Raw genomic sequence first — 12,568 nt, forward strand, 5'->3', positions numbered from 1 at the left:
GAACTATTGTTAGATTAGTTGATTGTAAGAAAAGAAATGCGTTAGCATCTCTACTTTAAACAATTATTAATCTAACAATTACTCTTTCTCTCCCCCTATTCTTCTCTCATTTACATTCATTTACTCAAGTCTGCCTTTTAGTAATCTGAACTCTGAGGTATTATAATTCAATACGGTATTATAACTCAATATACTATTCAACGATCTTATTCTTTTCCCAAAGGATTTGTAAAAACTATTCTTCTAATAAATCTATAATTTACCGTTCCACCCTATTTTGTCATTTTACAGCTTATAGTGTCAAAACATTAACTCACAACCGTTGATTAATAAATCTTTTAAATCGATAAAAATGGATTATTTTAGTCTGATTATAGCTTCTATTTATGTTTATTTCAATACAATAAAAATCATATAATCAGATATTTATGCAAATTATTTATATATAAACTTTACATAAAAAGTAAGCAAAAACCATTTTTTTTAGCAAAACCCTTAAAATGAGGCATTTACAAAATTTTAAAATTCTATTTATCAGCACATTAACACTAGTTACTTTAACTATAAATTCATATTCAATTTTTGCACAGGTTTTCAATAACGGACAGAACCCTTCCAGCTTGAAATGGAAACAAATTAACTCCGAAAACTTTCAGGTTATCTTCCCTACCGGATTTGAAATAGAAGCAGAGCGTACGGCAAACGTGTTAGAACATTTGTATGGCTATGTTGGAAAATCATTAAATACAAAACCAAGGAAAATTTCGATCATACTCCAGAACCAACCGATAGAATCCAATGGTTTTGTAACACTGGCTCCTCGTCATTCAGAGTTTTATACTACTCCTCCACAAGACAACGAGCCTAATGATTGGATCAACAGCTTAGCAGTTCATGAATTAAGGCATGTGGTGCAAATGGATAAAACTACTTCGGGCATTAACATTCCGTTAATTGAGGAAATTCAGTTTGCAGTTTTTGGAGGTGTTTTCCCAATTTGGTTTATTGAGGGAGATGCCGTGATTAATGAAACCGCGTTAAGTAATTCGGGGCGGGGACGACTGTCCGACTGGGAAAAGGAGATCAGGGCTAACACCCTGGCCAATGCGAAATACAGTTATTCTAAATATTATTTTGGCTCACTAAAAGACAACATTCCGGATTATTACCGATTGGGCTACTTTATGACCGCTAAAATGCGTCGTGATTTAGGCGATTCAACATATAATCAATTATTTAACCGTGCTAAGAATAAATTTTATATCCCTTGGCCGTTTTCAAACTCATTGAAACATTATTCAGGTTATTCAACCAACCAGCTATTTCATAAAACTATTGAAGACCTGAAGCAGAGATGGCTACAGCAACAAAAAGCCTTAAATACTGTAACATATTCACCAATTAATAAACAAACCAATAGCATAACCACAAATTATTTCCTTCCCAAAGCATTAAACAAAGATGAAATGATTTGTATAAAATCAGGATTGGGGGACCTTTCTTCATTCTACAAAATCAGAAAAGATGGAACAGAGATCAAGGTTTTCAATATCGGTCCTCAACTCACACCTCATTTTGATGTAAAAAATGATTTAATTGTTTGGGATGAAATCCGGTTCGATCCCCGTTTTCAATACCGAACCTATTCTGTGATATGTACTTACAATCTTAAAACAAAAAAATTCAAGCAGCTTACTAAAGAATCCCGTTATTTCTCCCCTAATCTTTCTCCTGACGGAAAAAGTATTGCAGTTGTAAAGGTATCGAACAGTAATAGTTTCAATCTCGTTTTACTCGATTCTTCGACCGGAAATGAAGTAAAAATGCTTCCAAACGCTGAAAATTCATTTATTCAAACTCCGTCTTTTAATGAGGAGGGAACCAAATTGGTCTACGCAATTTCTAACAATCAAGGGCGAAATATTGCCTTATTCGACTTTAACACCGAAAAAGAAACGCTGTTACTTAAGTGGGATTTTAAACAGTCGCTAAGGCCTTCATTTTATGGAAATCAAATCATCTATAATTCTACCTATAATGGGATGGATAATATTTATGCCCTAAATACTGAAACAGGTAAAATTTTTCAACTTACAAATTCAGATCAGGGAGCATTTAATGGAGCTATCGATAGATTTAATGAACAGCTTTTGTTTAATGATTTCTCTCAACACGGACAAAATATTGCTTCAATACAAATCAATTCCATTAAAGAGATTGAAGTACGAAATGATACTTCTACGTTTATTAAATTTTATCAACCATTTGTAAACAGAGAACAAGGAAAATCTGTTCTAGACAGCTTTCCCACTTTAAGCTACACTGCAAAGCCATTTAAAGAAGGTACTCATTTAATAAATTTTCACAGCATAAGTCCTTATGCCACTATTCCTGAAGATGATCGTTACATGGCAGGGATAACTCTTAAGTCGAATAACCTATTAAACACCATGGCCATAAGTTTGGATTATGCTTTTGATAACGCGGTAAAATCGGGTCGATATTCGGCATCCATCGCCTACAAAAAGTTCTATCCTATCTTTAGCTTTGACTATAAAAACAGCAAAAAAACAGCGGTATTTGATACAGTAATTAATAATCAACCTCAATTACAGGAGTTTTCGTTCCGACAAAATGAATTTGACTTTACTGTTTCGGTCCCATTAAGCTTTTATAAGAACAACTATAATTATAATATTAGCGTCTCTTCAGAGATAAGTTATATCTCGCGCTACAATGTTGAGAACGGTCCCAAAAACTTGCTTAAACATATTGATTTCCCCATAGACAACACCCTTTATTTTTCACGAACATCAAGGAGAGCGGCGAGGGATATTAATCCTAAATGGGGACAGCAAATTAGTTTCAGGTATAGTTCATTACCATTTGATAATCAACTTGATGGTTCGATTTTTACCATGGAAAGTGTTTTTCTGTTTCCTGGTCTATTTAAACATCATTCAATGGTTGCCTCTTTTAATTATCAGAACAATACCGGAATATTTAAAAATGCAATTGAGATTCCTGAGGCTAGTGGATCTGCATATACTTCAAGGACCTCGCTACTGGAAAACTCATTATTGCTGAGATACCGATTCCCATTGTTTTACCCTGATTGGGAACTTGGCAGATTTGCCTATATAAAGCGATTTAAAGGAGGATTTTTTGCCGATTATGAAAATATTGCCAACAACGGAGATTTAAAGTCATATGGTCTCGAATTACGCGCAGATTGCAACTTATTTCGATTTTACCTGCCCAATTACGATATTGGAACTAGAATGATCTTTTTAACGGATAAAACGGTTAAGTCCCCGTTTTTTGAATTAGTATTTAATTTTACCCTTTAATTGGGATATTATTTATCTTAATATTTTAAACAACGTCTATTAATACAAAACAACACTATGAGCTTCAAAACAATATTTATAATTACTGTGACCATTTTGCTTACAGTGATATTTATGCAAAACACCAGTGAAGTAAATGTTAGGCTTTTGATCTGGGATGTTAGGGTTTCATTTGTTTTGCTGATGTTTTCGATTGCAATTTTATGTTTTTTGATAGGATATTTTGCGGCTTTTCGCCAGAAAAGGGCTGCAAAAGCTGCCATGCCAAATTCACCAGGAAATGACAAAGATTTGAGCGATGAAGATAAGAACTATCTACAATAATACTCAAAAAGGCTTCAGATTGACACCTGAAGCCTTTTCATAAACTGAATCTATTGTTTAATTTTCTTTGGGCTGAACAGCCAGGTCATTTTCTCTTTTGATAATATCCGCAATACTGGTTTCTAATAAAATTTTCAGCGTTGCATCCCGAACATCTTTCGCCACATCTCTAATTCCACAAGTAATCTCATCTTTACATTCTTCACAACGTTCGTAAAAATTAAGACTTACACATGGTAACATGGCTATCGGTCCGTCTACTATCCTGATAATTGCAGAGAGACTGATTTCTTCAGCAGATTTAAGCATGTAATAGCCTCCTCCTGCTCCCTTCTTGCTGCTTACAAAGCCATTATGCTTTAGCTCCAGGAGAATAGCTTCTAAAAACTTTTTAGGAAGCTGTTCATTTTTGGCTATGTCCGCAATCAGCATTGGCTGATTAGAATTGTTTTTTGCCAAAGCTACTAGCGCTTTAATCGCGTATTTTGTCTTTTTAGATAACAATTTCTTTAGCGTTTTATAAGGTTAATAAATGCAAAGTAACCAAATGTATCCCAAATAAGAAAAAAATACTTAGTCGATTAATTTTATAGTTTGATTTTTTAGGAATATTCTTACAAATATTTTCCTATCATCATTAAAATAATGCGCAGTGATACAAGAATAACCACAATACCAACCACTAACATTATGGTTTTAACAGGCAATTTACTTGATAATCGGGCGGCTATAGGGGCTGCAATAGAACCACCTATAATTAATCCTGCAATAACCTGAAAATGATCCAGGCCTATCATTAGGATAAATGTAACGGAACTGGCAAATGACACAAAGAACTCTGTTAAATTCACCGAACCAATTGTATAACGGGCATTTCTTCCTCCGGCAATCAATGTTGAAGTTACAATTGGCCCCCAACCACCTCCACCTACTGAATCCATAAAACCTCCAAACCCAGCTAACCAACCAATTTTCTTCAGTTTTTTCTTTGCTTTTGATTTATTGATCACCTTTCTGATGATGATAACCCCTAAAACAAGTGTATAACAAGCTACAATTGGTTTCATTACATAGGCATAATCCTGCAATGAAGAAAGAATATAAGCACCTGCAATCGCTCCTAAAACTCCAGGAATAACCAAGGTTTTAAATAACTTGTTGTTTACATTACCAAATTTCAGATGACTGATACCTGAAACTCCCGTAGTGAAAATTTCTGAAGCATGCACACTGGCACTAGCAGCTGCGGGCGTAATACCAAAAGACATTAAGAATGTTGTGGCACTTACACCATAGGCCATTCCTAAAGCTCCATCAATCATCTGTGCAATAAATCCACCAATGATAAAAATAAATATTTCAGAGGTTACATGGGTTTGTGCCCAGTTTCCAACAGAAGTAAAATTATCAATAGTAGCATATTTACCCGCTAAAAAACCTAAAACCACCAGACCTACCGCCGAAAACACATAAGTTAACACGTTTACAATCTTGCGTCTTTTAGGGGTTTCGGGTTGTGTTCTTACCGCCAAAACAGACGTAATATCATTTAATTGACGTACCTTGTCAGCGAAATCTCCATTAAGTTTCTTACGGATAATCTCCATGTTGCTCAGCACATCGTCTATTTCATATGGGAATGCATCATTCAATAACTCTTTTACTCTTTTAGCAATAGTTGGTGATTTACCATTGGTTGAAATTGCTAGTTTCAAACTACCTTTCTGAACAACCGAACTCAGATAAAAATCACAATGTTCAGGTGTATCGGCGGCATTTACTAATACATTATTGCGCTGCCCTAGTTGGTAAATCTCCTCACTTTTAGCCCTATCGTTTACTGCAGCAATTACAAGATCTTTACCATCAAGATCCGTTTCTTCGAATTCTTTAATTCTAAATGGAATTTCATATTCTTCCAAAAACTCTTTAACCTCTTGATTAAATTCTTTGGAAATCACTTCGATTTGAGCATCTGGACTATTACTCACTACTGCCCGAAGTTTCTCCAGTGCTACATTTCCTCCACCTATTATTAAGGTATTTAATTTCTCAAGTTTTAAAAAAACCGGAAAAAGATTGTTTCTTGGACGATCATGCCCGATATATGGATGATGCGAAGCCGATTCTTCTGCTTGATTTGTTTTTTCGATTTCTGCTATTTCCATCCTTGTTCAGTCTTAAGTGATGCTAATTGCTCAAACAAATGAGAATTTCGGCCCAAACGAACCACTTCTCCAATAATTATTATTGCGGGATTTGATAACTGTTGTTCCTTAGCCATTGTTACCATTGATTCAATAGTGCTGTAACCCGCCTTTTCGTTTGGTAATGAACCATTTTGAATAATGGCCACAGGAGTATCCTGTTTATTATTCGAACTAAATACTGCGGCAATTTCAGCCAGCTTGTGCATACCCATTAAAATAATTACGGTAGCTGATGATTGCGCAGCATGAATAATATCCTTTGACAGCTCACCAGCTGCAGTAGTTCCGGTTACCACCCAAAAACTTTCATTTGTACCACGAGCTGTAACAGGTATTTTTTGAAGCTCAGGAACTGAATAAAAAGAAGAAATACCAGGAATAACAACGGTTTCAATACCAAAAGCCTCGGCGTAATCGATTTCTTCATAACCTCTCCCAAAAATAAACGGGTCACCTCCTTTTAATCGAACAACATGCCCTCTTTGAAAAGCTTTTTTAACGATCAATTGATTGATTTCATCCTGTTTCATTGAATGCTTACCGGCTCTTTTTCCTACAGATATCAACTCTGCATGTTTAGAAGCATATTTCAGTAGTTCTTCATTTGCCAGTGCATCAAACAATATTACATCAGCCTCCGCAAGTGCTTTAAAACCTTTTATGGTAAGTAGGTCCGGATCACCCGGACCTGCGCCAACCAAAGTAAGCTTAGGGAATATATTATGAGTTTTTTGCATTTCTCTTTCTTTTAGCATGAGCCTATTGTACTAAAGCACCCTCGCGATATTCTTTCACCAAATCGGTAAAGCCACGTGCCTGATCTAAGTAATATGCTGCAAAATCAGCTGAAGGCTCAGTTTTGTTAATTTGATACACTAGCTCTTCAAAACCAACCTGCAGTTTCAACTTGCCTGCACTTACAAAATTCTGGTCGAAGTCTCTAACTATACCGCTCTGCGTATTTGTTTTCACCCCTTCTGAAGTCAATAAAGCTTTTGCCGTATTGATGAATGAGGTATATGCATAATAAATACTATCGGAATAGTCTGCTTTTTCGAATGAATCTTGAGCATTTGCCAATTTCTCTTCCGAATCGAGTAATAAAGTAGCTACTAAATCAATGGTTACGCCAGCACACTCACCCACTCCTATGGCTTGTACATAAGGAGCAGTTTGTCCCCAATCGATAAAATCATCATCAGTAACCTTGTTTAAATCAGCTAATGGATTTAACAAGTCATAGAAATAAATTTTCCCTTTGCGTTGATAGTAGCTTAGGAAATACTCACCATTTTCTCTATTTTCTTGGTAATCATTCAATAAATAGCGTAATACATCAGGTCCTCTTTTACTTGGTACTTTAATAACTTTATCTGCAACAGAACCTAAACCATCCCCCAGAACACCACCACCGATCAATACCTGCAAAGCTGGTAAAACCAGTTTATCTTTCTTCAGACTAGAGCCATGAAATCCAATTGCGGCCATGGCATGCTGTCCGCAAGAATTAATACATCCGGAAATTTTAATGGTAATATCATTACTGTAAACAAACTCCGGATATTCTTCAAAAACTACCTTTTCAAGCTCTTTAGTAATCTCCGTTGAGTTTGAAATTCCCAGATTACAAGTATCAGTACCCGGGCACGAAGTAATATCAGCAGTGCTCTCAAAGCCTATTTCAGCCAAACCTAGCTGTTCAAGTCTAAAGAACAGATATGGCAAATGCTGAGCAGGAACATATTTTAATATTATCCCTTGAGTATTAGTTAACCTGATTTCATCAGCTGCTAATTCTTTAACTACCTCAATTAATTTACGAGCAACAGGAGTTTTAATATCGCCGTTTATAATTTTCAGACCTACAGCAAAATAACCTACCTGCTTTTGTTTATAAACATTTGTAGTAAGCCATTTTTCATATTTTACCCAATCAGAAATTTCAAAATCAGGTAAATCAATTACTGAAGGTGGCTGAAGTTCATTTTTAACAGTTCCATCTATTTCAAACACCTTGGTTTTAATCGCAATTCGCTCTTCTTCCACCAGCTTCATAAAACCATCAAAACCAAGATCTTGCAAAAGATATTTCATACGAGCTTTATGGCGTTTAGTGCGTTCTCCATAACGATCAAAAACACGTAAAACAGCTTCAGAAAAAGGAATGATCTGATCAACTGGCAAAAACTCATAAGCTATTTCAGCAAGATATGGCTGTGAGCCCAATCCTCCGGCTAACATTACTTTAAAACCCCTGATCTCTTTACCATCCACAATTTTTATCTTCGGAATAAACCCAAGGTCGTGCATAAATGTAAAGGCGGTATCCGATTCAGAAGATGAAAAGGCAATTTTAACCTTACGCCCCATTTCCTGGCAAACTGGGTTCCTAAGAAAATATTCAAATGCTGCCTGAGCATAAGGCGATACATCAAATAACTCAGCCGGATCAATACCAGCCATTGCCGACGCTGTTACGTTTCGAACAGTGTTTCCACACGCCTCACGCAAAGTAATATCGTCCTGCTCTAGCTCGGCCCATAATTCAGGTGTACGATCTAAGCTTACATAGTGAATTTGAATATCTTGACGAGTAGTAATGTGCAAGTTACCACGTGAATATTCATCTGAAACCTGACAGATACGCTCTAGTTGCGCCATACTTACTTTGCCATAAGGCAATTTAATACGCACCATTTGAACTCCTTGCTGACGTTGGCCATAGACTCCTCGCGCCAAGCGTAAACTGCGGAATTTCTCTTCATCAATCTTCCCCTCTCTGTATAAACGTATTTTTCGTTCTAATTCAATAATATCACGTTCTACAATCGGGTTCTCAAGTTCTGTCCTAAAGCTTTGCATATCCTATTTATATAGTCTATAGATTTTATGGATTATAATACAATTATAAGGCCTTTATTTGATTAATCAAAATCGAATGTGGAAATATAACAAGAAAGGACTTGTCTTTTTATTAAATCATTAATAATATGTATAAATATTTAACACATTATTAATTACAAAAAGAATCTAATATATTATTTTGATTAAGGAAGGGAAATGGAATAAATAATTGACCGTAGCAAAACGTCTTCAGAATATAGGGAAATCTGAACACAAAGAGTTTTGTTTTGAAATAATAAATTTAAAAAACCATAAGGTTTAAAACCACAGTTGTTAAAATACCGGCTAACAATAAGATATGTCGTTCATCAAATTCTAGTTTAACTTCAATAGTAACTTCTTCGCCTTTTTTTAAAGCCTGAACTATTTCTCTGAAATTTCTCATGCCCTTTTGTACGAGCATAAAAAATAAAAGTTGTCTTTTAGATGTAAAAAACTGCATAACAACAACTTAGACTCAAAAGAACTAACCCTTAAAAAAAGCATAATCGATATTATTCGATTATGCTTCTGTTATCAACCAATCGTAATTAATTACGCTCACGTAATTAAAAACATCTTTATATAGATGATCCGAAGTTGATCAAGCTTAGCGCTTTTCTACTCCTCCGGAATTCAATTTATTTATTAAGCAATCCATCAAATGAAACCGCTACATAATACAAGCCACCTAGGGTAGGCCCACCTGCATATTGCAAATATTTGTGGTTGAAAAGATCAGTACCACCTACTTTTACCAATGCTTTGGCCTGAGGAATAGCTAGCGAAACCTGGGCGTCAAAGTTATGGATAGCATTTATCTGCCCTGTAACCAATGGGCTTTCCCATAAAAACGAGGTTTGCCATTTATAAAGAATGCTGAATCCTACGTTTTTAATCACTTCACGATTACCGAATGATACATTACCTGACCATTCAGGAGTATTAAAGCCTGTTACAAATATGTCGGACTTATCATTCGCTTTCATTTTATTGTAACTTACATTACCTCCAACCGTATATTTTTTATAAAAATTGTACGTCAATCCTAATGCTGATCCATAGTTATTGTAAGTATTTTTGGCATTGGTATAAACACGATAACGGTCTTGGCCTTTACTTGCAGCATTTCCGCCTGTACCAGGATTTGGGTCACGGTTTCTGTCTACCATAGCCAAAACAGCAGCATCCGATCCAACTGTTTCACCTTTAGGAACATACACCTGAACCTGACCTAAAAAGCCTGTATAATTATTTGTATAAGCATCAAAATCCACTACTACCTTATTGTCGAACAATATGCTCTTATAGCCTATTTCAAATGAGTTAATCCGCTCAGGACTAGCATCAGGCAAATTTGCTACTTTTAATAGATCCCTGTTTGCCAAAGCTGCGGCATCAGTATTTCCTGCTGCTTTAACAGCTGCATTAAAGTTAACTACTGATGATTGAGTGTAACTATTATCTAAATATCCAAGGCCTTCGTTAATGTATGGCAAACTACCAACCCGTTTAACCCTTCCGTTATTCACATATGATAGTGCTTCAAACAATGCAGGGAACCGGTACCCTTGTTGAAACGTTACCCTGATATTATGCTTTTGGGCAAGGGTATAAACAGCAGCAATACGTGGGGTCAATTTCGGATCAAACTCTGGATTATAATCAGCTCGTAATGAACCAAATATTTTTAATTTATCTTGAAAAAAGGTTTTTGTTACCTGGGCAAAACCTCCAAACTTTTTATAAGAAACATCATTACCAAAACTTCCATCTGGTAACGGTTTATTACGCTCTTCAATTGAACGAGAGAAATCTACAAAGTTGTTTCCATCAGGAATTATATCGTAAAAACGAGCATCTGCTCCAATTAATAAATTGAAATATTTAACTTGTTTTGATAAATCCCATTGGCTTTCTAAATTATACATACGGCTATTTTGAACCAAAGCTGCACCACCTGTTTCAGGTGCATCCGGAATAGTTGCTGATTTAATGTCCCAATTATTAATTGAAATGATTTTATTTTTCAAATCCTGAAAAGCCTGTGTTCCAGCCTGAACCCTACTTGCATCAGCAACCTGACGAGCATATTGAGTAGCTTCGGCTAAAATATCAGAAGTTAGCGCTCCTCCATGTTCTGCAGTATAATTAGCCAAGGCGGCTTTATATTTAGCACCCCAAACACTTGCACTACCTCCGCTGTATAAATCCATGTTATCAGCCAATGGTTTTACGTTAAATGAATCTCCCGTATCTTCCAATGACAAATATCCTCTTACCAGGAAGTTACTTCCCTTCACTTCCAATTTGTGATTTTGGACGATCACATTATCCAGTTGGATTTTATTTCCGCGTTGAAAAACACCGTCCATTTTACCAATACGGTATGAATAGGCAGCTTCTATTTTATCATTGATTCGATAATGCAGGGCTGCGTCAAATTTCAGATTATCCACTTTTGGGCTTACCAAATCCTTTTCCCAGTAACCTGTTCTTGCCACTGTTAATGTTTGATTAGCCTTTCCATCAATAGTTAATCCGGTAATAGATACGGTATTACTTCCTGCCAAAGCATCATCTCCATATTTATTCCAGCCATCAAATACGGTATTATTAGGCCCATCCAACACAGGATAACCAGGGTTAGCTGTTTTTAAATTATTCGGATTTTGATCTAAGCGGGTATCTGACAACCAATCAACCCCTTGCATATAACTGGCGTTAATCTTAAATGCCCATTTATTATTAAATGCCTTAGCATAACGGATTGCTGTTTCGGTTAAATTGCTTATATCTCTACCTGTACCGTCTCCTACGTGGTTTAACCCTGAGCGATTATAAATGCTCAATCCTTGATAAATAAAAGGGCTTTTAGTTAACAGGTTAGACATACCATTAATGGCATTCATACCATACAATGCTGAAGCTGCTCCTGGAGTGATTTCCACACTTTGAATATCCAATTCAGTTGGACCTATCGCATTTCCGAGTGGAACACCTAAAGTAGCTGCCTGCATATCTACTCCGTCGACCAATTGCATGAACCTAAAGTTATTCGGGATGTTAAAGCCACGTGTATTAGGCACTTTAAAGGTTAAACTCGAGGTAGTCATCTGAACACCCTTTACATTCTCCAATGCATCATAGAATGTTGGAGCAGGTGATTGCTTAATGGCCCGTATATCCAGCTTTTCAATCGCTACCGGAGATTTCAAAATACTCTCCTCCACCCTTGATGCTGTAACAACAACCTCATTTGCTTGAATATTAATACTAGAAAGATTGAGAGCTATCGATTCATTAAGACTTTTAACTTCAAATTCTTGTGTTTGAAAACCGACTAATGAAACCTGCAATACAAATGGAAGTTTTTGGCGTGTTTTTAACTCAAACTTCCCTTCATTATTGGTTGCAGTTCCTGAATTTGTTCCTTTAATGTGAACTGAAACGCCACTTAAGGCATCATGGGAATCTTTATCTTTTATTGTCCCACTGATCACTATCGCATCTTGGGCGAAAACACCCAGCGAAATGGTCAAAAGAATAGCTACTAGTAATGATTTTTTCATTCTATTAAGTATAAGTTGATTGTTAATAAGTTGATTTACAGAAAACTGTTAAACGCCTCTGTTACAAAGGATGGATCTTTGTCAGCAGCAACAACAGGATAGTTTATAATATTGCAGTTGATTGTTTTTCATCTTTAAGCTTCTTATAAAAACAAATATATATAAATTCTACAGATTTAGTAGACTATTTTAAAATTTTTTTAGGGTAATTTAAAAATCACCCTAAAAA

8 protein-coding genes are annotated in these 12,568 nt (G+C 35.8%); 2 read left to right on the forward strand and 6 right to left on the reverse strand.

From position 1 onward, the window contains the following. The first annotated feature begins 620 nt into the window (after positions 1–620). Together NF867_RS00905 and NF867_RS00910 are read left to right on the forward strand one after the other, a co-directional pair. Complete coding sequence (locus tag NF867_RS00905) at positions 621–3,350, forward strand: TolB family protein (RefSeq protein ID WP_252585649.1); 2,730 nt, start codon at positions 621–623, stop codon at positions 3,348–3,350. 57 nt (positions 3,351–3,407) lie between these two features. Continuing rightward, the gene (locus tag NF867_RS00910) at positions 3,408–3,674 is read left to right on the forward strand and encodes a LapA family protein (protein WP_252585651.1); all 267 of its coding nucleotides are present in this window, start codon (positions 3,408–3,410) and stop codon (positions 3,672–3,674) included. 57 nt (positions 3,675–3,731) lie between these two features. On the opposite strand, the gene NF867_RS00915 is transcribed toward NF867_RS00910, so the two are convergent. The 6 genes from NF867_RS00915 to NF867_RS00940 form a co-directional block, all read right to left on the reverse strand. Further along, positions 3,732–4,178, reverse strand: a complete 447-nt coding sequence (locus NF867_RS00915; protein ID WP_252585652.1) for an RrF2 family transcriptional regulator — start codon at positions 4,176–4,178, stop codon at positions 3,732–3,734. A gap of 110 nt (positions 4,179–4,288) precedes the next feature. Next, positions 4,289–5,842: a TSUP family transporter gene (locus NF867_RS00920; protein ID WP_252585656.1), complete on the reverse strand. Its 1,554-nt coding sequence runs from the start codon at positions 5,840–5,842 to the stop codon at positions 4,289–4,291. After that, positions 5,833–6,621, reverse strand: a complete 789-nt coding sequence (gene cobA, locus NF867_RS00925; RefSeq protein ID WP_252585657.1) for a uroporphyrinogen-III C-methyltransferase — start codon at positions 6,619–6,621, stop codon at positions 5,833–5,835. Before cobA ends, NF867_RS00920 begins: the two co-directional genes overlap by 10 nt. A gap of 22 nt (positions 6,622–6,643) precedes the next feature. Further along, complete coding sequence (locus NF867_RS00930; protein ID WP_252585658.1) at positions 6,644–8,746, reverse strand: HEPN domain-containing protein; 2,103 nt, start codon at positions 8,744–8,746, stop codon at positions 6,644–6,646. 283 nt (positions 8,747–9,029) lie between these two features. Then, positions 9,030–9,191, reverse strand: a complete 162-nt coding sequence (locus tag NF867_RS00935) for a hypothetical protein (protein ID WP_252585659.1) — start codon at positions 9,189–9,191, stop codon at positions 9,030–9,032. A 217-nt stretch (positions 9,192–9,408) separates the two neighbouring features. After that, a complete protein-coding gene (locus tag NF867_RS00940) occupies positions 9,409–12,339 on the reverse strand; it encodes a TonB-dependent receptor (RefSeq protein WP_252585660.1) in 2,931 nt (976 codons plus the stop codon). Positions 12,340–12,568: the final 229 nt, after the last annotated feature.

This window comes from Solitalea agri (assembly GCF_023914155.1).
GTDB lineage: Bacteria > Bacteroidota > Bacteroidia > Sphingobacteriales > Sphingobacteriaceae > Solitalea > Solitalea agri.